The sequence below is a fragment of the Nitrosophilus kaiyonis genome (assembly GCF_027943725.1).
Lineage (GTDB): Bacteria > Campylobacterota > Campylobacteria > Campylobacterales > Nitratiruptoraceae > Nitrosophilus_A > Nitrosophilus_A kaiyonis.
This window is the reverse complement of record NZ_AP025696.1, coordinates 691,797-713,979: the sequence shown is the minus strand read 5'-3', so window position 1 is coordinate 713,979 and position 22,183 is coordinate 691,797. Positions and strand designations below refer to the sequence as shown.

The 22,183-nt window shown below is 29.8% G+C and carries 23 protein-coding genes and 1 pseudogene; 11 read left to right on the top strand and 13 right to left on the bottom strand.

Translation table 11 applies throughout. The features are described 5' to 3' along the window. The first annotated feature begins 11 nt into the window (after positions 1-11). Complete coding sequence (locus QML81_RS03690) at positions 12-1,613, top strand: FAD-dependent oxidoreductase (RefSeq protein ID WP_281951840.1); 1,602 nt, start codon at positions 12-14, stop codon at positions 1,611-1,613. On the opposite strand, the gene QML81_RS03685 is transcribed toward QML81_RS03690, so the two are convergent. After that, on the bottom strand, positions 1,606-2,820 hold the full coding sequence (locus tag QML81_RS03685) for an APC family permease (RefSeq protein WP_281951839.1): 1,215 nt from the start codon (positions 2,818-2,820) through the stop codon (positions 1,606-1,608). The genes QML81_RS03690 and QML81_RS03685 overlap by 8 nt on opposite strands. 51 nt (positions 2,821-2,871) lie before the next feature. On the opposite strand from QML81_RS03685, the gene QML81_RS03680 reads away from it, so the two are divergent. The 6 genes from QML81_RS03680 (at position 2,872) to QML81_RS03655 (ending at position 7,051) form a co-directional block, all read left to right on the top strand. Further along, the gene (locus QML81_RS03680; RefSeq protein ID WP_281951838.1) at positions 2,872-3,576 is read left to right on the top strand and encodes a succinate dehydrogenase/fumarate reductase iron-sulfur subunit; all 705 of its coding nucleotides are present in this window, start codon (positions 2,872-2,874) and stop codon (positions 3,574-3,576) included. Further along, the gene (locus tag QML81_RS03675; RefSeq protein WP_281951837.1) at positions 3,576-4,244 is read left to right on the top strand and encodes a Crp/Fnr family transcriptional regulator; all 669 of its coding nucleotides are present in this window, start codon (positions 3,576-3,578) and stop codon (positions 4,242-4,244) included. The genes QML81_RS03680 and QML81_RS03675 overlap by 1 nt, the downstream gene beginning before the upstream one ends. A 32-nt stretch (positions 4,245-4,276) precedes the next feature. Further along, complete coding sequence (locus QML81_RS03670; protein WP_281951836.1) at positions 4,277-4,828, top strand: HdeD family acid-resistance protein; 552 nt, start codon at positions 4,277-4,279, stop codon at positions 4,826-4,828. 79 nt (positions 4,829-4,907) lie between these two features. Next, positions 4,908-5,213 carry a DUF309 domain-containing protein gene (locus QML81_RS03665; protein ID WP_281951835.1) on the top strand — a complete coding sequence of 102 codons (306 nt, stop codon included), beginning with the start codon at positions 4,908-4,910 and terminating at the stop codon, positions 5,211-5,213. After that, complete coding sequence (locus tag QML81_RS03660; protein ID WP_281951834.1) at positions 5,194-6,465, top strand: SagB family peptide dehydrogenase; 1,272 nt, start codon at positions 5,194-5,196, stop codon at positions 6,463-6,465. The genes QML81_RS03665 and QML81_RS03660 overlap by 20 nt, the downstream gene beginning before the upstream one ends. Before the next feature lie 10 nt (positions 6,466-6,475). Further along, complete coding sequence (locus QML81_RS03655; RefSeq protein ID WP_281951833.1) at positions 6,476-7,051, top strand: hypothetical protein; 576 nt, start codon at positions 6,476-6,478, stop codon at positions 7,049-7,051. Here the strand turns inward: QML81_RS03655 and QML81_RS03650 are convergent, their stop codons facing one another. Together QML81_RS03650 and QML81_RS03645 are read right to left on the bottom strand one after the other, a co-directional pair. Beyond that, positions 7,052-7,651 carry a YeeE/YedE thiosulfate transporter family protein gene (locus QML81_RS03650; protein ID WP_281951832.1) on the bottom strand — a complete coding sequence of 200 codons (600 nt, stop codon included), beginning with the start codon at positions 7,649-7,651 and terminating at the stop codon, positions 7,052-7,054. An 8-nt stretch (positions 7,652-7,659) separates the two neighbouring features. Next, on the bottom strand, positions 7,660-8,154 hold the full coding sequence (locus QML81_RS03645) for a YeeE/YedE thiosulfate transporter family protein (protein WP_281951831.1): 495 nt from the start codon (positions 8,152-8,154) through the stop codon (positions 7,660-7,662). A 163-nt stretch (positions 8,155-8,317) separates the two neighbouring features. Here QML81_RS03645 and QML81_RS03640 point away from each other — a divergent pair, with 163 nt between their 5' ends. Further along, positions 8,318-8,698, top strand: a complete 381-nt coding sequence (locus QML81_RS03640; RefSeq protein ID WP_281951830.1) for a DUF6394 family protein — start codon at positions 8,318-8,320, stop codon at positions 8,696-8,698. 3 nt (positions 8,699-8,701) lie between these two features. Beyond that, a complete protein-coding gene (locus QML81_RS03635; protein ID WP_281951829.1) occupies positions 8,702-10,387 on the top strand; it encodes a potassium channel family protein in 1,686 nt (561 codons plus the stop codon). Between the two features lie 18 nt (positions 10,388-10,405). Here the strand turns inward: QML81_RS03635 and pckA are convergent, their stop codons facing one another. The 5 genes and pseudogenes from pckA to QML81_RS03610 all read right to left on the bottom strand — a co-directional run bounded on the left by pckA (position 10,406) and on the right by QML81_RS03610 (position 14,811). Further along, the gene (gene pckA / locus QML81_RS03630) at positions 10,406-11,983 is read right to left on the bottom strand and encodes a phosphoenolpyruvate carboxykinase (ATP) (RefSeq protein ID WP_281951828.1); all 1,578 of its coding nucleotides are present in this window, start codon (positions 11,981-11,983) and stop codon (positions 10,406-10,408) included. 111 nt (positions 11,984-12,094) lie between these two features. Then, positions 12,095-12,415, bottom strand: a pseudogene (locus tag QML81_RS03625) (ferredoxin-thioredoxin reductase catalytic domain-containing protein); the annotation flags it as partial. A gap of 11 nt (positions 12,416-12,426) precedes the next feature. Next, positions 12,427-13,077, bottom strand: a complete 651-nt coding sequence (locus tag QML81_RS03620) for a protein-L-isoaspartate(D-aspartate) O-methyltransferase (RefSeq protein WP_281951826.1) — start codon at positions 13,075-13,077, stop codon at positions 12,427-12,429. After that, on the bottom strand, positions 13,074-13,796 hold the full coding sequence (locus QML81_RS03615) for a carbon-nitrogen hydrolase family protein (RefSeq protein WP_281951825.1): 723 nt from the start codon (positions 13,794-13,796) through the stop codon (positions 13,074-13,076). The genes QML81_RS03620 and QML81_RS03615 overlap by 4 nt, the downstream gene beginning before the upstream one ends. Continuing rightward, on the bottom strand, positions 13,786-14,811 hold the full coding sequence (locus QML81_RS03610) for a ribonucleotide-diphosphate reductase subunit beta (RefSeq protein ID WP_281951824.1): 1,026 nt from the start codon (positions 14,809-14,811) through the stop codon (positions 13,786-13,788). The genes QML81_RS03615 and QML81_RS03610 overlap by 11 nt, the downstream gene beginning before the upstream one ends. 96 nt (positions 14,812-14,907) lie before the next feature. On the opposite strand from QML81_RS03610, the gene QML81_RS03605 reads away from it, so the two are divergent. After that, positions 14,908-15,399: an LOG family protein gene (locus tag QML81_RS03605; protein ID WP_281951823.1), complete on the top strand. Its 492-nt coding sequence runs from the start codon at positions 14,908-14,910 to the stop codon at positions 15,397-15,399. Positions 15,400-15,633: 234 nt separating this feature from the next. Here QML81_RS03605 and QML81_RS03600 read toward each other — a convergent pair whose 3' ends face one another. From QML81_RS03600 to purB, 5 genes are read right to left on the bottom strand one after another with little or no spacing between them, the layout of a single operon-like run. Next, positions 15,634-16,026 carry a DUF6858 family protein gene (locus QML81_RS03600; protein WP_281951822.1) on the bottom strand — a complete coding sequence of 131 codons (393 nt, stop codon included), beginning with the start codon at positions 16,024-16,026 and terminating at the stop codon, positions 15,634-15,636. 52 nt (positions 16,027-16,078) lie between these two features. Beyond that, positions 16,079-16,453, bottom strand: a complete 375-nt coding sequence (msrB, locus tag QML81_RS03595; RefSeq protein WP_281951821.1) for a peptide-methionine (R)-S-oxide reductase MsrB — start codon at positions 16,451-16,453, stop codon at positions 16,079-16,081. Further along, on the bottom strand, positions 16,443-16,970 hold the full coding sequence (locus tag QML81_RS03590; RefSeq protein WP_281951820.1) for a macro domain-containing protein: 528 nt from the start codon (positions 16,968-16,970) through the stop codon (positions 16,443-16,445). The genes msrB and QML81_RS03590 overlap by 11 nt, the downstream gene beginning before the upstream one ends. Next, entirely contained in the window at positions 16,961-19,330 is a 2,370-nt protein-coding gene (locus tag QML81_RS03585) for a ribonucleoside-diphosphate reductase subunit alpha (RefSeq protein WP_281951819.1), read from the bottom strand. Before QML81_RS03585 ends, QML81_RS03590 begins: the two co-directional genes overlap by 10 nt. A gap of 8 nt (positions 19,331-19,338) precedes the next feature. Next, the gene (gene purB, locus QML81_RS03580; RefSeq protein WP_281951818.1) at positions 19,339-20,667 is read right to left on the bottom strand and encodes an adenylosuccinate lyase; all 1,329 of its coding nucleotides are present in this window, start codon (positions 20,665-20,667) and stop codon (positions 19,339-19,341) included. A 128-nt stretch (positions 20,668-20,795) separates the two neighbouring features. Here purB and QML81_RS03575 point away from each other — a divergent pair, with 128 nt between their 5' ends. Next, positions 20,796-21,716 (top strand): RluA family pseudouridine synthase, encoded by a 921-nt coding sequence (locus tag QML81_RS03575; RefSeq protein WP_281951817.1) that lies wholly within the window; start codon positions 20,796-20,798, stop codon positions 21,714-21,716. Positions 21,717-22,183: the final 467 nt, after the last annotated feature.

Genomic DNA, 22,183 nt, shown 5'->3' with positions numbered 1-22,183 from the left:
AGTGTAAAATAATGGTTTATGATTTGCTAATTATAGGCTCTGGTGGAGCAGGTCTTAGTGCAGCATTAAAAGCAAAAGAGCTTGGTTTAAAATGTATAGTTATAAATAAAAATTATCCGACTACTGCACAAACCTCTATGGCCCAAGGTGGAATAAATGCAGTTTTAGACTCTAAAAATGATAGCATTTATAAACATATAGAAGATACACTAAAATCTTCGCAAGGATTGGCTGATAAAAAAGTTGTTGAGTATGTTTGCAATGAAGCTCCTAAAATTATAGAGTGGTTAGATAGTATTGGGGTTCCTTTTAGTAGAAAAGATAAAAAAATTGCACAAAGAAAACTTGGTGGAGCAAGCGGTAAAAGAGCATGTTATGTACAAGATTACACAGGGCTTAAAATTTTACATACACTTTACGATAATGCAATTAAAGAAAATATAGAATTTAAAAATGACTATTTTTTATTAAATTTAATAGTTGAAAATGGCAGTGTTTATGGAGCTACTTTTTTAGATAAAAAAAATACAAAAGTTGAGCAGATTTTATCAAAATCAGTTATTTTGGCTACTGGTGGATATGCAAAAATTTATGATAAATTTTCTACAAACTCATCTTCAGCAACAGGAGATGGTATAGCAGCAGCAATTAGGGCTGGATGCAAACTTTCTGATTTAGAGTTTATTCAATTTCATCCAACCTCTTTAAAAAATAGCTCTATTTTAATAAGTGAAGCAGCAAGGGGAGCTGGAGGCAAACTAATAAATCAAAAAGGTGAAAGATTTATTGATGAGATGCTCACAAGAGATGAAATTGCAAGAGCAATTTATAAAGAGATTGAAAAGGGAAATGAGGTTTTTTTAGATATTAGACATCTTGGAGAAGAGTTTATTGAAGAGAATCTTCCACAAGAAAGAAAATTAGCAATTATATATGAAGGAGTTGATTCAGTAAAAGATCTTATTCCAATTAAACCAGCAGCTCACTATACTATGGGTGGTATTGATGTAGATTTTGATTTAAAAACAAATATTGATGGCCTTTTTGCAGTTGGAGAGTGTGCAAATGCAAAACTTCATGGCGCAAATAGACTTGGTGGAAACTCTCTTTTAGAAGTTATCACTCTTGGAATAAAAGCAGCTAAAAATGCATATAAATATAAAGATAGAGATATAGAAGATAAAATCTATGAAAAAACAGTAATAGATTCTCATTTTATAAAATCTGTATTTTCATTTGAAAATAAAATAGATTTTTATGAAAAAAGAGAGTTTTTAAGCAAAATATTTTATGCAAATGTGGGTGTTTTTAGAAATGAGATGGGGTTAAAGGGAGTTTTAAGTGCTGTTAGGCAGATGCAAAGAGAACTTTTGTTTATGGGTATTTCTGATAAATCAACTGTCTATAATACAAATTTAATTGATTTTATTGAGTTTGGAAATATGTTGGAATTAAGTGAAGCAATATTAGTTGGAGCAATAAGCAGAAATGAGAGCAGAGGCGCTCACTTTAGAGAGGATTTTCCAAACAGAGATGATGAAAATTTTCTTGCCCATACAGTTATCTGGAAAGAAGATGGAGTAATTTGTGCAGATTTCAAAAAGGTTAAATAACCTCTTTTAACTGCACAAAAATTAAAATTAAATTGATTAAAACACCAATTATAGGAACAAATATAGGTATATTTATAATATTTTTTGGCTGAATCTTTTTCATTTTTAATCTAATTAATGAGAGATTTACCATTATAAAGACTATTAAAATAGCAAAACTTGTAAGTTGAGCAAGAGTTAAAATATTTATAAAATATGCAAATAAAAATATCAAAAAAGAGGTTATAAAAGTTGAAAATATTGGTGTTCTTGTGTATTTATTTACACTTGAAAAAATTTTAGGAAGCCATCCCTGTTTTGCCATACCATACAATATTCTTGAAACCATTATAATCTGCACAAGAGCACCATTAACAATAGCAAAAATTGCAATAAAATTTAAAATATTGCTTTTTTCATTATAACTTTTTTTAAATACATCTGCTAAAGGCGAAGGACTTTGTGCTAATTGATTAGGTTCAATAACACAAATAGAAACAAATGCAACTAAAAAATATAATAATGTAGATATAAAAATAGTAATTATAATAGCCTTTGGCATAGTTTTTACTGGATTTTTAACCTCTTCAGCCACATTTACCATATCTTCAAAACCTATAAATGCATAAAAAGCAACAAAACTTCCCAAAATTATAAGATTGTAGCTATGCAGATCAAAACCTGGTATAAATCTTTTATATTCTATAGAAGAAAAATCGATATATTTTAATCCAAAGAATATAACCAGTAAAAGTCCCAAAATTTCAATAAGAGTAAATATAGATGCAAATTTTACAGATTCAGAAATTCCCCAGCTTGCTATTAAAAATAAAATTATAATTAAAACAGCGATACTCTCATTTTCACTTAAATTTATAAAATCTTTTATATATCCATAAAAACCGCTAATTACAGCTGAAGCTGAGACTATTCCACTAAAAATGAGCAAAAAACCAACAATTATTGGAAATATTTTTAATCCAAGCCCCTCTTTTACATAAACAGCTTCACCTGCACTTAAAGGATATCTTGAAGATAGTTCCGCATAAGAAAGAGCTGTAAAAACAACTGCTAAACAGGCTACAAAAAAGGAGATTGGAGTATAATATCCGCTTATTTTAGCAATCTCTCCTATCAATACATAAATCCCAGCTCCAATAATGTTGCCAAGTCCATAAAATACTAAATAAGGAAGTGTTATAGCTCTTTTTAATTTTCTCTCTTTCATAAATTTTCTCTTTTTTGGTAATATTATATAAAAATCTTTTAGGGAGTCTTTTTGAAAATCAAAATAAAAAGATATCATCCACATTTTGAGCCAAAAACAAAAGTTTTTACCTATGAAGTAAAAGAGGAAAAAACCTTACTTGAAATTTTAGAAGATATAAAAACAGATATTGATAAATCATTAACATTTTCAAAAGGTTGTAGAAGCGGTGTTTGTGGAAGCTGTGCTGTAAAAGTTAACACTAAAGAGGTATTAGCCTGTGAATATAAGCCAAAAGAGAATGATTTTATTGAGCCATTAAGTGTAGTAAATGTTATAAGAGACCTTGTTGTAGATAAAGAAAAAGCTCTTGATACATTAAAAAAAGCAAAAAGTTATCTTGAAAAACCAATAAAAAAAGAGATGAGCGAAGATGAAGAGAAATTAATAGAAAAAGAGAGTGATTGTATTTTATGTATATCTTGCTATAGCTCTTGTCCAGTTTATGAGACAAATAAAGATTTTCTTGGGCCATTTGCTCTGATGAGAAACTATAGGTATTTAGTAGATATTAGAGAAGAAAACAAAAAAGAAAAAATTGACGCTGTTATACAAAATGGGATATGGGATTGTACACTTTGTGGAAATTGCACTGAAGTTTGTCCGCAAGATATTGATCCAAAAACAGACATAATGATGCTACAAAGCTGGGCAGCAAAATTTGGATATACAAATCCAAATTTAAGCAGTTTTGGAAGCTTTGGATTGGATTTTTAATGAAAATAGAAAATTTACCAATTCTTTCAAATCTTCATTCAGACTTTTTTACAACAATAAAGCAAAAAGGAAAAATAAAAGAGTTTATTAAAGGTTCATACCCTTTGACATCAGAAGATACACTGAAATATTTTTATATAATTTTAGAAGGCAGACTAAAAATTTCTCAAATAAATCCTCAAAATGCTAAAGAGCAGACAATAGATATTTTAACAACTGGAGATATGTTTGATATCATCCCTCTTTTAGATAATAAACCACATGATGTTTTAACTTTTGCTTTAGATAATTGTAAAGTTTTTGAGATAGAGATAGATACTATAAGAGACCTTATCTATACAAATCCAGAATTTAATAAACTTTTTTTACCATATATTGCAAAAAATTTAAGACATTTAGAAAATCTTGCAGTAGAACTTAGCCTATTTGATACCTCAACAAGACTAATTAGACTATTTTTAAAAAATTTAGATTTTAAAAATTCAAATAAACTAAAACTAATAAACGATCTTCCTCATGAAGAGATTGCAAGCCTTATTGGAACAGTAAGGCATGTTGTAAATAGACATATACAGCAACTGAAAAAAGAGGGGATTTTACAGGTTGAGAGGAAAAAACTTATATTAAAAAATATTGATGCTCTTTTAAATAAATTGCAACTAAAATAAATTCGGTTATAATATAAAAAAAAGGATATGATATGCTAAATTATCCAGAACAAAAAGATTTATTAAAAAAATTTAGCAAACACTCTAAAATCGCAGGTGTTATTTTTATACTTCTTGGCCTTGCTGGAATTATATTTCCTGGATTAATGTCTTTAGCAACTGCAATATTTTTCGCTTGGCTTTTAATTTTTAGTGCTTTTGTTACTGGATATCATACATATAATATAAATCCAAAAGATTGGCTTGGTTGGCTTAAAGCATTTATTTTTTTAATTACTGGTATTTTAATTGCTATAAATCCTCTTCCTGGCGTTGCTGCTCTTGGTATAATTTTTGCAATATATTTTCTTTTTGACTCTTTTGCAGGTTTTGCACTTGCATTTCAAATAAAACCACAAAAAGGGTGGTGGCTTCCTTTGATAAATGGGATTTTATCATTAATTATTGCAGTTATCTTCATAATTGGCTGGCCATTTAGCTCTTTGATTTTAGTTGGCCTTCTTGTAGGAATTAGCCTATTTTTTGATGGCATTGTACTACTATCGATGGGTTCATTTGTAGATAAATTAAATAAAGAAAAATAACTTTCTTTTTTAATTTCCTTTTTTAATCCGTAAAAAACTTTTTTTACAATATATTTATCCAAAAATAAAAAGGAATAAATTGATAGATAATTGTAAAAAATTTATTGAACTTATTAAAAAAGAGAAATTTTATGATGCTCATGAGATTCTTGAAGAGATTTGGTTTCCAAAAAGAAAAGAAAAAAGCAGTGAAATACTTATAATTAAAGGTTTTATAAATGCTTCAGTTGCTTTAGAATTAAAAAGATTAAAAAAAGACTCAAATGCAAAAAAAGTGTGGAATAACTATCTAAAATATAAACCTTTAATCAAAAAATGTGATATAAAAATATTCAAAGAGATAGAAAATTTGCTGGATAGCTGTTATGAAAAATACCTATCATGAGTTAACAAAACATTCATTTGTTAGTGTCAGAGAGCATCCAAACTATCTTGATTGGTCAAAACAGCCAACTCCTTTTAAAATATATCAAAACTATTTAAACAAAACTCCTCTAGATTTAAACAAAGAGTTTGATAGATTCATATATCTTCTTGGCGGAATAAATGCAAAAAAAGTTTATCCAGGTGTAGAATATTATTTAAGAGTTATTCCAAGTGCTGGAGCACTATATCCTGTAGAGATATATTTTCAATCAAGAGGAGTTAAAGAGCTTGAAGATGGAATATATCATTATGATATAGCTTCAAACTCTATAGTTTTACTTTATAAAATAGAGAAAAATGAAGGAGTTGAATTTTTTTTCAAAGATAAAAGAGAAGTAAAAGGGTTTATTTTTTTATACTCATCTATATATTATAGATCAAGCTGGAAATATAAAAATAGAGCCTTTAGATATACTCTGTTAGATACAGGTCATGCTCTTGGAGCATTAGAAGTTAGCAGTTATCTTTATAATCATGCATATTTTATAAGATTTGATTTTGATAAAAAAAGATTAAATGATATTTTTGGTTTTAAAGATCAAGAATTTTTTCTTGGCAGTGCAAATGTTGGAGTTTTTAATAAAAAAAGAGTTGAAAAATTTAATATGAGATTAGATTTTGTAGATGGTAGCAGGTTTTTTGAAAAAAACTCTCTTATTAATGATGCATATTTAAAAACATTAAATTTAAAGAATTGTAAAAAAAATTATAGATATCCAAAACTCTCTTTTTTAAAAGAGAAGCTTTATGAGGCTGTTTTACATAGAAGATCTATTAGAGATTTTAATAAAGAGTCTATAAAAAAAGAGGAGTTTGAATTTATTTTAAACTATATGAGTGATTTTGTTCCAAACGATTGTGATGAAGAGATAAAAATATACTATATCGTAAATAGAGTAAAAAATATGCAAAAAGGTCTCTATTTAAAAGATAAAATAATAAAAAATGGAGATTTTTCAGAAAAAGCAAAATATCTATGTTTAGAGCAAGACCTTGCTAAAGATAGTTCTGTTACTTTTTTTCTCACAAGTAGTGGAAAAAATTATCAACCTTTATATCAAAAAGCGGGCTTAATAGGACATAGATGCTATATTGCAAGCTCCTATATTCAGATAGGTTGCAGCGGAATTGGAGCTTTTTATGATGATGATGTTAAAGATTTTCTAAATATTGATGATATGATATTATATGCTTTAGCAATCGGTAAATAGGAGAATTAAAATGAGATATATCTTATTAATATTTTTAACAATCTTTTTAGCTGGTTGCAATCAATCAAAAGAAAAACCAAGAGTTTTAAATCAAACAAACAAAAAAAATTATGCAAATGAGATTTTATCAACTTACTCAAAATCTACACAAAAAGATGCAAAAATTCAAAAAGAGATAGCACTTATAAATATGAAAAAGGACATTGAAAAAGAGAAAATTAAAGCCCAAAAAGAGATGAATATTGCAAAAATTCAAAAAGAAAAAGAGATAGAAAAAAGTAGATTGCAACTTGAAGCAAAAAAAGAGGAAAATAGCATAACAAAACTTTCTATAGCAATATTTTCAATACTAGGTTTTGTCTTTTTAATATTTTTATATTTTTTAGTAAAAAAACATAATGAGACAAAAATAGCAATAGAAAAAGAGAAATTAAAAACTCAAAAAGAGATAAAAGAAAAAGAGATAAAAGCTCAAATGGCTTCAAAAATAGTTGAAGCTATTGCAAGTGGAAAATTAACTAAAGAGCAAGAGGAAAAACTTCTTACTCTTGCAAACGGTAAAAATATTTTAGAGTATAAGAGGTGATTAAACCTCACCAACCTCTTCTTCAATCTCTTTATTTGGAAGAATATAAGCAATTATCATTAAAGCTATTCCATAAACAAAAATGAACCAATCAGCATTTTTTCCTAAAAGCGAAGTTAAAGTAATTTTTCCAAAATCTGGACCTAGAATAGGCTTTAAATAAGGATATAGATAAGTAAACAAAGCTCCAGCCAAAACACCTCCAATTAGTCCAGTTAATACATCAAGATTTCCTTCACTTACTGCAACAGGACCTGTTCCAGGACAAAGACCCAAAATTGCCATTCCTATTGCAAATATTGTCCCACCGATAATTAGTCCACCTAAAATTATTGGTTTTATATGATAGTGTGCCCAACCCATTTTTATCATAAAATAAAGACCTATGCTTGCTAAACCTATTCCAAAAAACAGCATTTTAGGTACCTTAAATCCATGAAGCATTGCAAATCCAGCAATTTTGTCAAATGTATCTACTCTACTCCATTGAATCACTGCACCAAAAACAACTCCAATAAATAAAATCATTAAAATTGAGCCATGATTTTGACTTTCTACAAGGTCAATAGTTTTTTCTATAAAACTAACTATATCAAACATATTTACTCCTATAAATTTTTATAAAAAAGTCTTCCAGTTAATATTAATACAACAATTACAACTCCACCAAAAATCAATCCACTAATAGCTGTTTGACTTGCGCCACTTAAAAAATGCCCACTAGTACAACCTCCAGCAAATCTTGCTCCAAAAACAACTAAAAACCCTCCTATAAAACTCCAAAAAAGCCTTGAAGGTACACTTGAATTTTTATGTTTTTTCCATAAAGGAGGTAAAACTCTAAATCTAAATGTTTTTGTAATAAAAACAGATGTTAAAAATCCTCCAATTAATACACCTATTAAAAAAACAACCTCCCATGAACCGCTTTTTGCTATTTTTTTTCCATATTCACTCTCTCCTAAACCAAACATCTCACTACCAAAATATGCTATGGCAGTAGATGCCCCAACAGGTCTATCAGCCCCAAAAATTGAAAATGTAAAAAGTACAATAATAGCTATTAATATACCACCTTGCCACCAATTTATTCTTTTAGGCATTTTTTCCTCCATAATTTTTTAGTAATTTTACAAAAAGTTATATTATTTATAAAAATAATTAATTTATATAGCTTTTATCAAAATTTTTGAATAAAAATAGTTTAATTAAAAAAAAAGCTTTTTAATCATAAACTAATAGCAAATTCAATCAACAAGGAATAATATGAATCTTCAAAAAGTTTTGTCAGGTTTTTTCTTTATATTGGCAATGACAATAAATTTTGGATTTTTTTATGGAGATCCAACTATTATAGAACAGCATAGTGCATATGAGCTATTTGCAGCGATTATTATAAATTTAATTGCAACGATTTTAAAGTTTGGAGACAAAACACAACTTGGCTCAGTTTTACTTGCAACAAGTCTTGTTGCAGACATTCAATTGATAGCAAGTGCAAGCGTCTGGGCTATTGCTGAGTACGCTTTTGGAGGATTAAATGTTGAAGCTACAACAGCGATAGTATCACTATCTGGCGGTGCTCTTTTAGCAAACATAGTATCTGTTTTACTATTTATTGGTGATACATTAAAATCGAAAAGATAAAAAATGGAATCAAATTCAGCTTGGATAATTATCCGCAGAATGCGGATACCATTTTTAGTTATTATTGTTACTTTTTCCATCTCAATAATTGGTCTTATGTTAATAGAGGGTAGGGATGCAAATGGCAACCCTTACCATATGAATTTTTTTGATGCTTTCTATTTTGTTAGCTATATGGCCTCAACAATAGGTTTTGGTGAAGCTCCATATGAATTTACATATCCACAAAGAATGTGGGTAAGTGCATGTATCTATCTAACAGTAATTGGATGGTTTTATGGAATAGGTACAATAATTGCTCTAATTCAAGATAAAAAACTTGCAAGAGAGATATCATTAACAAGATTTAAAAATAAAGTTGAAAGTCTAACAGAAGAGTTTATTATCATTTTAGGATATAACAATGTAACAAAAAATATAATTCATAGACTAAATAAAGAGGGAATAAGAGTTGTAGTTATTGATAAAGATGAAAATAAAATAAATGAGCTTGAGCTTGAAAATTTTCATCCAGAAGTTCCAGCTATTGCAGCTGAAGCCACAGATCCAAATATTTTAAAAATATCAGGAATTCACAAAAAAAATTGTAAAGCTGTTGTTGCTCTTTTTGAAGATGATGCAAAAAATGCAAAAGTTGCTCTTATGAGTAAACTTTTAAATAAAAGAGTAGATGTAATAGTAAAATCAACCACAAAAGAGCATACAGAGCATTTACAAAATATAGGTATTAGACATATAGAAAATCCATTTAAAATAATCTCAAAAAGAATCTATCTAGCTCTTACAAAGCCAAATATTTGGATACTTGAACAGTGGATATTTGGGCATATTTTAAAAATAAGAAAAAGAGAAGTCTTACCAAAAGGAAAATATATTATATGTGGTTATGGAAGAATGGGACATGCTTTAGACCTTTGGCTAAAAAAGGCTGGTATTGAAACATCCCATATTGATATTGTTGCAAATAGATATCAAGAAGAAAAGCATAGCTCTATTTACGGAGATGCTGAAGATATTGATATCTTATTAAAAGCAGGCATAAAAGAGGCCAGTGCAATAATTGCTGCAACAAAAGATGATTTAATAAATTTAACTATTTTATCAACAGCTAAAAAGCTAAATCCAAATATTTATACAATTGCTAGAGAAAATACTCTTGATGATATTAGTATATTTAAAGCTGCAAGAATAGATAGAGTATACATTTTAGAAGAGATTTTAGCAGATATAACATTTAATTTTATAGCAAAACCTCTTGCAAACAGATTTATAAAACTAATAAGACAGCAAGATGATGATTGGGGAGAAAAAGTAGTTAAAACTATAAAAAATAGAATTGGAGAAAACCCGCTTTTGCATGAGATGAGGCTTGATCAAGAAAATGCTTACGCTTTATATAATGAATTAAATAACGGCAAAGATATAAGGCTTTTTCATTTAATAAGATCAAGAGAAGATTACACTAAAAAGATTAATTTAATATTTTTACTTTTAAAAAGAAAAAATAAAATCTATCTATTCCCATCAGAAGATTTAAAAATTGAACAAGATGATGAGATATTGATTGCCTGCGATAGCGAAAGTAAAAAAGATTTTGAATATATAATAAACAACTATTATGAACTATATTATGTATTAACAGGAAAAGAGAAAAGTTTTGGAGTATTTAAGATTTTGAGTGGTGAGTAATTAACTCACCAACTCCTTTTATAATTGTGGACCAGCTTTTGAATAATCAAAATTTCCAAATCCCTCATATCTTTTGAAATTATCTATAAAAAGTTTTGCAAGATGCTCTAACTGCTTATCATAAGCCTCTTTATCATCCCAAGTATTTCTTGGGTTTAAAATTGCAGAATCAACGTCTTTTACAGATTTTGGGATAGAGAGATTAAATATTGGAAGAGTTTCAAACTCACTATCATTAATAGAGCCATCTAAAATTGCATTTATACAAGCTCTTGTTGCAGGAAGGCTCATTCTTTGGCCTACTCCATATGGACCTCCGGTCCATCCAGTATTGACTAAATATACGTTAACATTATGTTTATCAATCTTTTCACCAAGAAGCTTTGCATAAACAGTTGGATGAAGTGGCAAGAAAGCCTCTCCAAAGCATGCACTAAATGTTGCTACAGGCTCAGTGATACCTCTTTCAGTTCCGGCAACTTTGGCAGTATAGCCACTTAGAAAATAGTACATTGCTTGCTCTTTTGTAAGCTTAGAAACAGGCGGAAGGACTCCAAAAGCATCAGCACTTAAAAATATTATATTTTTTGGATGAGGACCTTTTAAATCCTCTTTATGTTTGCAAATATGATAAATTGGATAGCTTACTCTTGTATTTTCTGTTTTGCTTGCATCTTCAAAGTCTACATTTCCACTCTCATCTACAACAACATTTTCTAAAAGAGCATCTCTTTTTATTGCTGCATAAATATCTGGCTCTTTTTGTGCATCAAGGCCAATAACTTTTGCATAGCAGCCGCCTTCAAAATTAAAGACTCCCTCATCATCCCATCCATGCTCATCATCACCAATAAGTCTTCTGTTTGGATCTGCACTAAGTGTAGTTTTTCCTGTTCCACTAAGCCCAAAAAATAGTGCAACATCATCTTTATCACCAATATTTGCAGAACAGTGCATAGATAGTTTATTTTCAAGAGGAAGCCAATAATTCATCATTGAAAATACACCTTTTTTTATCTCTCCTCCATACCAAGTTCCACCAATAATAGCAATATTTTCTTCTATATTAAATACAATAAAAACATCAGAATTTAAACCATGCTCTTTCCATCTATCATTTTTCAAATCTGCTGCTACATATAGAGTAAAATCTGGATGAAAATCTTTTAGCTCCTCATCGGTTGGCCTAATAAACATATTTTTTACAAAATGTGCCTGCCAAGCAATTTCTGTAACAACTCTTATGGCTTTTTTACTTTTATCGCTGGCTCCAGCAAATGCATCCATAATATAGATATCTTTGTTTGAGAGATACTCTTTTGTCTTTTCAAAAAGTTCATCAAATATCTCTTTTGAGATTGGTTGATTTATCTCTCCCCAAGCTATATATTTTTCACTAGGAGGCTGCTTTACAAAATATTTATCTTTTGGACTACGTCCAGTAAAAATACCAGTATCTACAGCAACAGCACCTAACTTCGTCTCAACACCCTCTTTTTGTTCTAATTCATGACGAAATAGTTCATCAAAACTAAGATTGTAGTATATATTTTTGACACCTGTTAAGCCAAGTTTGTCAAAATCGTTTATCTTCATTTTTAAACCTTTTCAAAAGTTAAAAATTTGCAATCAAATTGTAGCACTCTTATTTTATAATTGCAACAATTCCTATTTTTAGGCATATTTCTTGCATCATTGTTTATGTGTTTTTGCATATTCTGGTGTACAAAATATCCCGCAATGACATTTTCCCTCTTGCGGAATCTCTTTTTCAATTGCCGGTTTACATGGGCAAATCCTATCATCTACACTTTTAAATTTTCCATCTACCTCTTCAACCATAAAACATGGACAAAATCTTTTTCCATACATCAACTTATTTCTAGCCAAACCCATTGTTACACCCTCATTAACCTCCTCATTTGGATTATATACCCATCCAAACTGCTTACAAACTTTATCAGTAAATTTTTTAGTTTTTTCAAGCTCATTTAAAAACTCTTCACTACTCATATCTACATATTTCATAAAATCTCCTTTTAAACTGTACCTTTTTTAGTTGGAACAAAAAGGCACTCCTCTAGCTCCTCTTTTTTAATGAAATTACCATTCTTAATAAATCTAGTAATTATTTGTCTATTATCTTTTTGTATAGGTGCAACAAGAATACCTTTATTTGATGAAAGTTGTTCAAAAATAGTTTCAGGGATATTTGTTATCGAAGCAGAAAATAAGATCCTATCATAAGGGCTAAATTCTCTCCACCCTAAAAGGCCATCAGAATATCTTACATTTATATTTATTAAATCCAACTCTTTAAATCTTTTTTTAGCTTCACTTACCAGTTTTTCTACTCTTTCTACACTAAAAACTCTTCTAAAGAGTTGACTTAAAATTGCAGCTTGATATCCGCTTCCACAACCAATTTCCAAAACACTATCTGCACCTTCTGGTATTAAATATTGTGTCATTTTGGCAACTGTCAGAGGAGAGCTTATCCATTGATTTGCAGAAATTGGCAGTGCATCTAGCTTATATGCTAAATGTTTAAAACCAATTGGGACAAATATCTCCCTTGGAGTTTTTGATATAGCCTTTTTTATATCTTTTTCTAAAGGGAAAATTTTATCTATATCTTCTGCTAATTTTTCACATTTTTGGGATTCAATTTTTTTTATAAAAAAACTCATAAACCTATATCCATATATCTTCTCATTTTTCTAATTTCATTTAAATCGCAATTTTTACAAAGTTTTACTAATCTATCATCTCTAAAAACTTCACCAAAAGGTGAAATTATTGCACTACTTTTTGCCATATCATCATTTGCACTATCGCTTGCAATTACAAAACATTGATTCATAACTGCTAAAGCCTCAGTAAATTGCTCAAAATGTTTTTTTCTAAGTTTTCCCCACATAGCTGGGACTAAAATTATATCAGCACCTTTTAATCTTTGCCAAATTTCTAAAAATCTTAACTCAAAACATATTAATAAACCAAACTTTATTCCATCTATTTCAAAAATTTTAATATCATCTAAACTACCAGCTTCAAAATATTCAGTCTCTCCACCAAACTTAAAAAGTTTAACTTTTGGCTGTTCATAAACAATCTCTTTTTTATATATAACTTTAGCAATATTATAAAAACCATCCTCTTTTTTCTCAATTGTTGTAAATGTAACTATTTTATTATCGGTAAGTGGCAAAATCTCTTTTATAGCTTGTTTACTAAAATTAGCCGCTTCATCAAATCTATCATAAGCAAATCCTGTTAAACATACCTCAGGAGCAACTATAATTGAATTTTTTGGAGTTGATTTTATTAGATTTTTTAAAACCAGCAGATTTTTTTCAAAATTTTCGCTGGTTTTAAATTGTAAAGAACATAAATTTTTAGAAGTCATCAAAATCTAAACTTCCTTTAGAATAGTTTGTAACATTTCCTTCAAAAAAGTTAGTTTTTTGATCATTAAATTTACTAAAATCATCCACCCATTTTATAGGATGCTCTACATTATACATAGGTTCTAACCCAACTCTTTGCAATCTATCATCTGCAAGATATTTTATATATTGCTCAATTAATTCATCAGTTAAACCTAAAATCTGTCCTTGAGTTATATATTTTCCCCAACTGCTCTCAAGCTCAACTGCACCTTCAAACATTTTATAAACATCATCTATCAGCTCTTTTGTAAATAGTTCAGGTCTCTCTTTTTTTGTTGTATTTATCATATTTTGAAAAATTAAAAGATGTGTTACCTCATCTCTTTGAATAAATCTTATCATCTGAGCAGAGCCTAGCATTTTTCCGCTTCTAGCCAGTGTATACATATATGTAAATCCACTATAAAAATATATACCTTCTAAAATCTGATTTGCAAACATTGCTTTTACAATATTTTCATCACTTGGATTTTTTGCCAAATCTTCATAAACTTTAGCAATATAGTCATTTTTTTGTTTAAGTTTTAAATCCTCTCTCCAAAGCTCATATATCTCATCTGTATTTTGACTAATACTATCAACCATAACAGCATAGCTTTGTGAATGTAAAGCCTCTTCAAAAGCTTGCCTAACAAGAATTAAATTTATCTCAGGAGCTGTAATATATGGATTTACATTATCTATTAGATTGTTTGTTTGAAGACTATCCATAAAAATTAGCTGAGCTAAAACTTTATCATATGCAAGTTTTTCTGCATCTGTTAAAAGTTTATAGTCCCTCGCATCACCTGTCATATCAACTTCTTTAGGGAACCATGTATTTGCAAGCATCATCTCCCATAAATTGTATGCCCATTGATATTTTATTTTATTCAATTCAAAAATTCCTGTTGGATCTCCTCCAAAAATTTTCCTCTCATTTACACTTTCATGAGACTCTGGATTATAAATCTTTTTTCTATGATATATCATATTGATCCTCCTAAGTTGTCTACAAACTCTTTTTATAAAAAGTTTATAGACATCTTTTTATAATTAAAATCGTATTTTATCATAAAGGAAAATCGTATGAAATTTGCCACAACTTTCGGAGCTTCTGTAATAGATAAAAATTCAAAAGAGTATAAAGATGGAATTGAGCTTGGATTTTTCCTTGCAAAAAATGGATATATTGTTAAGTGTGGTGGATATGGTGGATTGATGGAAGCTGTAAGTATTGGAGTAAAAAAAGCAAAAGGAGAGTGTATTGGCGTAACTATTCAAAAATTTGATGAGATAAGATTAAAAAATCCATATTTAACAAAAAAAATCACAACTGATAATCTTTTTGATAGATTAAAAATTTTAATCCAAGATAGTAAACTTTTTATTGCACAAAAAGGTAGCATAGGAACATTAAATGAGATTTTTATGGTTGCAGCACTGAAATATGGAAAATTTATGCCAGATATAAGAATTGTATTGATTGGAAAAGAGTATAAAAATTTTAACTGTTTTGATGAAAATTTTTTAAAAATTGTTGAATTTTATGATAGCGTTGATGAGTTTATTAATAGTTGAGTAGTTTAATGGTTGAGTAAGGTGAGTGAGAAGTCATTAGTCATTAGTCATTAGACTTTAGACAATGGTATATTGGTGATTGATTATTGGTAAAAGAGGTGAAGCAGTGAAGGTTGAGGGTGGAAGGATTTAGCAATAACGTTAAAAACTCAGCACTCAACACTAATTCCCAATTCCCAATTTCTAATGAACTAATAACCAAATGACCAATGACTTAATGACTAATGTCTAATTTTATCTATTTTTTATATTTTTAACCCACTCTTCCATTGCAGCATTTCCTTCAGCATTTGGGGCTTCCATAAAAGATATTATAAATTTATCTTCCTTTTCACAAACACCTATACTTCTTGGCCTAACTGCCAAAACTTCACATTTAGGAAGCTGTTTTCCAAAACAAAATATTATATTTTTAGCATCAATTATATCTTCAGCAATACTTCCCTCTTCTAAATTTTTCGTATGCATATAATGCTCAAAAACTCCTATAAACTCTGCAATTTTATGTTCATAAACTCGCTCTTTTAAATAGTGAATTATTTCATCAGCATTTTTAAATGTAGTTTCATCTTTCATTACTTCTAAAACAAAAACTGGATATTTTTCCATAAGTTGAATCTGTTTCATTTATCCTCCTTTATTTTTGTGAAATTATATTCTCTTATAACTTTTATAATAATTAACTATTTTTAGGGATAAATTCTAAACAGATTCCATTAATGCAGTATCGAAGAAAAGTTGGAGCTGGCCCATCATTAAAAACATGTCCTAAATGTGCAGAGCAATTTTTACATAAAACTTCAATTCTCTCCATTCCATAACTTGTATCTCTTTTTTCTTTTATTACACCTTTTTTTATAGGCTCATAAAAACTTGGCCATCCAGTTCCACTATCAAATTTAGCATTGGAACTAAATAGAGGAGTTTTACAGCATTTACAAACATAAATGCCTTCTCTTTTCTCTTTTAATAGCTCACTACTAAATGGTGGCTCAGTTGCTTTTTCAAACATCACATGATATTCAAAAGGAGTTAACTTATTTTTACAATTCATATTCTATTCCCAATAGTTTTGCATTTTTAATATAAACATCAAAATCTTTTTTTGAATGTAAAACAAAAATTACTTCCATCTCATAATAGGCACAATTTTTTAAGAACCAATTTACACTATTTAGAGCAACAACTGAAGCTTTCTCTATTGGATATCCATAAACTCCTGTACTAATTGAAGGAAAAGCTATCGATTTTAGATGATAACTTCTTGCAATACACATTGAATTTTCATAACTTCTTTTTAAAATCTCCTCTTCACCTTTATCTCCTCCATGCCAAATTGGACCTGGAGTATGTATAACCCAAAGAGATGGCAAATTGTATCCATGGGTAATTTTTGCATCTCCTGGATTTGCTCCACCCAATGTTTTGCACTCTTCCAAAAGTTTTGGTCCTGCAGCTTTGTGTATTGCGCCATCTACTCCACCCCCACCTAAAAGGGAGGGATTAGCTGCATTTACAATTGCATCAACTTTAAGTTTTGTAATATCTCCTTGAATAATTTTTATTGACATCCAAGACACTCCATACTTCTATCAGCAACATCTGTTGCAACTTCTGGAGATTGACTTCTTAAATAGTAAGTCGATTTTAATCCAAGTTTCCAAGCCAAAGTATATATTTCATGAAGATATTTACCACTTGCTTTATCAAGGCGTATAAAAATGTTGACGCTTTGTCCTTGATCGATCCACTTTTGTCTAACTGCAGCCGCTTTTATTAATACTCTTTGGTCAAGGTCATATGCTGGAGTATAATATTGCCAAGTCTCAGGTGATAGATTTGGCACAACAACAGGAATAAGACCACTTAAATTCTCTTCAAACCATTTTCTTTTATACACAGGCTCAATAGTCTGAGTTGTCCCAGTTAAAATTGATATAGAACTTGTTGGAGCAATTGCCATTAAATATCCATTTCTCATACCATCTTTTTTTACTTTTTCTCTTAATGCATTCCAATCATATGTATATCCAAAAAGTCCTCCCCTATTTGGAGTTAACTTTTTTGCTTCTTTATTTGCAACATCTATTGGAAGTATTCCTTTTGACCAGTTTGATCCTTCAAATTCAGGATATCTTCCCTTTTCAAGAGCCAAATTTGATGATGCTTTTATTGCATTATAGCTAATAGCTTCCATTATCTCATCGATTTTATTTAAATGCTCATCACTTCCCCACTCTATTTTATGCTCTGCAAGCATTTGGGCTTCACCCATAACTCCTAAACCAATAGCTCTTGTTTTTAAATTTGTGTTTTTGACTTTCTCAAGAGGATAAAAATTTAGATCAATTACATTATCAAGCATTCTTATAGCAATTGGAACAACTCTTTCGATATCCTCTTTTTTATTTACTTTGCTTAGATTAATACTTGCCAGGTTACAAACTGCTGTTGCTCCATCAACTTTCTCTTTTTCAACAATAAAAACTTTTTTCCCATTTATACTATCAAGTGCAGTAATTTTTTTAGCTTTTTTAACAATTCCACCATCCACTTCAACATCTTCAAATTCATCAAAAAGTTTTACACTTCCATCTTCAAATTTAACTTTTACTTTGTAATAGTTTGGTTCAGTGTTTTGAAAAATCTCTGTACAAAGGTTACTGCTTCTAATAATTCCAAAATGCCCATTTGGATTACATCTGTTTGCATTATCTTTAAAACATAAAAATGGACTTCCAGTCTCAAAATAGCTAAGAAGAATCTTCTTCCAAAGCTCTTTTGCTCTTACTCTCTCTTTTATAATATCATCTCTTTTTTCATACTCACAATACTTTTTCTCAAACTCTTCTCCCCAAACTTCACTTAAATCTTTTGTCTCATAAGGGTCAAATAGTGTCCAAATACCATCCTCTTGAACTCTTTTCATAAAAAGATCATTTATCCATAATGCAGGAAAAAGATCATGAGCCCTTCTTCTTTCCTCCCCAGAGTTTTTCTTTAAATCCAAAAAGTCTTTTATATCAATATGCCACGGCTCTATATATACTGCAATTGCACCTTTTCTTGTACCTAATTGATCAACTGCAATTGCTATATCGTTTGTTATTTTCAAAAATGGAATTATTCCCCCAGCGGCATTTTTATGTCCATCAATATAACTTCCCATTCCTCTAACTCTTGTCCAATCCCATCCTATGCCACCGCCATATTTACTCAAAAGTGCCATCTCTTTATAACTATCAAAAATACCCTCAATATTATCAGGAGTTGAACCGATATAGCATGAACTAAGTTGATGTCTGGGTGTCCTAGCATTTGATAGAGTTGGGGTTGCAACCATTACTTCAAATCTGCTTATAACATCATAAAATCTTTTTGCCCAAGTCTGTGAGTCTAGCTCATTTTGAGCCAAAAACATAGCAACTGCCATAAAAAGGTGCTGAGGAAGCTCTATTGGATTATTATTTTTATCTTTTAAAAGATATCTGTCATATAATGTTTTAATACCAAGATATGTAAACTGAAGATCCCTCTCTGGCTTTATATAACTATTTAGATCATCAAGATCATATTTATCTTTAAGTCCAGGAACTATACGACCCTCTTTTTCTCCTCTTTCAAAATAGTCTCTTAAATGGTTATATCCAGTAAAGCCACTTACTTTATGATAAAGATCGTATAAAAATAGTCTTGCAGCAACAAAAGTCCAATTTGGTCTATCCACATCTATTTTATCAACTGCAGTTCTAATAAGAGTTTGCTGAATCTCCTCTGTTGTAATTCTATCTCTAAATTGTATTTTTGCATCAACTTCAAGTTCGCTTTGGCTAACACCCTCAAGTCCTGCAACTGCAGCAAATGTATATTTTTGTATTTTTGAAATATCAAGCGGCTCAATTCTTCCATTTCTTTTAATAACTGTTAACATTTTTCCCCCTATTTAAAAACCCTATCAAATATTTTGTCAACATTTTTTGTATAGTAGTTATAATCAAAACATTCTCTAATTTCTTCTTCACTCATCTTTTCTCTTAACTCTTTATCCTCTAAAAGATATTGTAAAAATAGACTTTCACCTTTTTCATTTAATGGAGGATGACCCTCTTGAATCTCTTCCCAAACTTTCATAGCATTTCTTTGAACAATTTTATATGCATCTTCTCTGCTTACACCTTTTTTAGGAAGTTCCAATAAAACTCTTTGGCTAAATACAAGCCCTCCTGTTAGATTTAGATTTTTCATCATATTTTTTGGATAAACAAGCAAATTTGCTATTACATTATTTAGCCTATGCAGTGCAAAATCAAGAGTTATAAAACCATCTGGTAAAATAAATCTCTCAACACTTGAGTGGCTTATATCTCTTTCATGCCAAAGTGCTACATTTTCAAGAGCAGGCATAACCATGCTTCTAATCTCTCTTGCAAGGCCAGTTAAATTTTCACTTAATACTGGATTTCTTTTATGAGGCATGGCTGAGCTTCCTTTTTGGCCTTTGCTAAAATACTCTTCTGCCTCATAAACTTCTGTTCTTTGAAAATGTCTAATATTTACAGCAATTTTTTCAATTGTAGAAGCAATTAAAGCAAAAGTTGTAAAAAGTCTTGCATATCTATCTCTTTGTACAACTTGATTTGAAACTGGAGCAGGCTTTAATCCTAGCTCTTCACAAACATACTCTTCAAGCTCCATCGGAGCATGTGCAAAATTTCCCATTGCCCCGCTTAATTTTCCAACACTTATAACATCCATTGTCTCTTCTAGATTTTTTAAATGTCTTTTAAACTCTTCGTACCAGATTGCAAGTACTAAACCAAAAGTAATAGGCTCTCCATGAATCCCATGACTTCTTCCCACCATCAAAGTCATTTTATGTTCAAATGCTCTTTTTTTGATTGATTCCATCACCATTTTTACATCTTCTATGATAAGCTTTAGGCTATCTCTCATTTGAAGAGCAACAGCTGTATCAATTGTATCTGAGCTTGTCATTGCATAATGAACCCATCTTGATTCATCTCCTAAACTCTCAGCAACACTTGTTAGAAAAGCTATCACATCATGTTTTGTCTCTTTTTCAATCTCTTCAATTCTTTTTATATCAAATTTTGCATTTTTTAAAATCTTTTCCATATCCTCTTTTGGAATAAGCCCTAGTCTATTCCATGCTTTTACTGCAGCTAACTCAACATCTAGCCAAGCTTGATATTTTGCCTGCATAGTCCATTTATCAGCCATCTCTTTACGTGAATATCTTTCAACCATCTCTACCCTTTTGATTTTTTATAGATTGCTTGTTATGTAAGATTTTGATATATTATCACATTCATTCTTAAAACCTTCTCTATTAAAAAAATAAATTTTATATAACTTTTTCTTATAAAGGAGTATGTTTGGGCTTTATAAAAAAAGAGCTCTTTTCAAAAGAAAAAAAGAAACTTTTTTTATTACTAATGAAAGAACTTTCAATATCACAGTCTCAAGCACAAAAATTGATAGATACAAATAGAGTTTTTCAAAATAACAAACCCATAAAGGACAAAAGCGCATCTATAAAAGGAAAATTTGAAGTTATAATATTTAAACCAAATCCAAAAAATTTAAGACCAATTTTTCAAACTGATAATTTTGCCATATTTGATAAGCCCAGTGGTGTAATTGTTCATCCAAGAAATAGATTAACAAAATATTCTATGTTAGATGAAGTGAGAGCACTGTTTGGTGAAGAAGCAAATATTACTCACAGAATTGATAAAGAGACTAGTGGACTTTTGTTGGTAAGTAAAACCAAAGAGAGTGAAAAAGAGTTAAAGAGTCTGTTTGAGTATAAAAAAATAGAAAAAAAATATCTAGCATTAGTAAAAGGAAAAATAGATAAAGAGATAATAATTGATGAGCCAATTAAAAAAAATAGAGACTTTTCAAATATAAGATTAAAAGTTATAATTGATAAATCTGGAAAAAATGCAAAAACTTTTATAAAGCCAATAAAATATTTTCCTAAAAATGATGTAACTTTAATCGAGGCCACTCCACTAACAGGAAGACAACATCAAATAAGAGCGCATCTGTTTCACGTGAAACACCCAATAGTTGGAGACCCTATTTATGGGGTAAATACTGAAATTGCTATAAAATATTTAGATAAAGAATTAGAAAGAGGAGAAAGAATCTTACATACTGGTGCAGATAGACTTATGCTTCATGCAAACTATTTAGATTTTGATTATAAAGATATAAATTACAAAATATATTCTAAATATGATTTTTTAAAAGAGGTAGAAAGAGTATTGACATTAGACATTAGTCATTAGACATTGGACATTGGAAATTGGCCGTTTCACCCCCCTTATTCCCTTCAAACTTCAACCTTCAACCTATCCCGCTTCACCCCTTATCCCCTCATTCACTCAAATCTAACCGCAAACTTGTTTCGCTTTACTCAACTTCGTTTGCTTCAAGGTAAATCCGCCTCTCAAATGTTCGTCACGAAAAACCTTGTTTTTCGGACTCACATATACTCAAGGCTTTCGCTTGGGCATAGACAACAAGCAGTTGTTGTCTTAAAACTTCGCTTTACCCTCGCTCACTTACCACCTTATCCCCTTACTTCCTATCCCACTATGCCCCTCTTCCACTTTCTTACTTTCTTACTCACCATAATCATCGTACTCAACTAATTTAACACACTATACTTTATTTACTTCTTTTCTTAAAAGTCACTACAATAAATCCAATAACTCCTGCTAATACTGTAGCAGTTATAATTATTAACATTGAA